Consider the following 768-nt stretch of genomic DNA (forward strand, 5'->3'; position numbering starts at 1 on the left):
CGGATACGAGCGGGGTTACAAACCCGCTATCAGGACAGCAAGGATCAATATCAAGTATTTTGAACACCATTATTAGTTGGATACTCGGGGCAGTATCTGCAGTAGCAGGCGCTTGGCTCTTATTTCACCTGTATAAGGCGGTCATGTCCTTTATGGCGGGTGCACATCACGCCCAAAAGAGAGAAGAAGCAAGGGCACATTTGGTGCATGTTGTCATAGCAGGAGTGTTACTGGGAGCAGCAGGTGTGATTGCAGGAGCCCTCTATAATTTCGGGTCAAGTTTGCACTAAAACGATTAATGACATTTGTAGTTGAAGGAATGAGACGTCATGCTCGAGGTACATTCTCCAATTCCGCTTACGGAAGGTGAAAACCTGATTTGGGGTATCAGCACAAAACACATGACTCACTTTTTTATTGGACTGGCAGTATCGAGTCCGATCATTGCGCTGAGTGCCGCTTTGCTTCCACTTGTTCATACTCCCCGTTGGGTGAGTATGTTCTTTGGAATCGGTATAGGACTGATGTTTGCCGCTGTGCCGTACAGAGAGCGTCCATTGGCAGAGTTTTTATGGCTCAGAATGCGATTTTCATTTCGTCCAAAGAGTTTGCTATTTGATCGTGCCTATCGCATTCGAATCCATCGGATTGTAGAGCAAAGAAATGGGAGAAGGACATGAGACTGTTTATCATTGCGGTGGTCGGCGTCGTTGTACTCGCTGTACTCATCGGAGTAGATCTTCGTAAACGGAAAGTGAAGGCAGGTAA

General features: G+C 46.6%; 2 protein-coding genes. Both read left to right on the forward strand.

Annotated features, from left to right (window positions below; genetic code table 11):
* Positions 1–290: pilin (locus AN477_RS25140; RefSeq protein ID WP_054970986.1), on the forward strand; the 290-nt coding region annotated here is incomplete at its 5' end.
* A 39-nt stretch (positions 291–329) separates the two neighbouring features.
* Positions 330–680: a hypothetical protein gene (locus tag AN477_RS20150; protein WP_054970987.1), complete on the forward strand. Its 351-nt coding sequence runs from the start codon at positions 330–332 to the stop codon at positions 678–680.
* Positions 681–768 lie beyond the last annotated feature (88 nt).

Source organism: Paenalicyclobacillus ferrooxydans (genome assembly GCF_001399675.1).
Taxonomy (GTDB): Bacteria; Bacillota; Bacilli; order Alicyclobacillales; family Alicyclobacillaceae; genus Alicyclobacillus_B; species Alicyclobacillus_B ferrooxydans.

What these genes read in the sequence shown, in the direction of transcription:
- AN477_RS20150 (WP_054970987.1), top strand. Translation starts at nt 330, where the DNA reads ATGCTCGAGGTACATTCTCCAATTCCGCTTACGGAAGGTGAAAACCTG.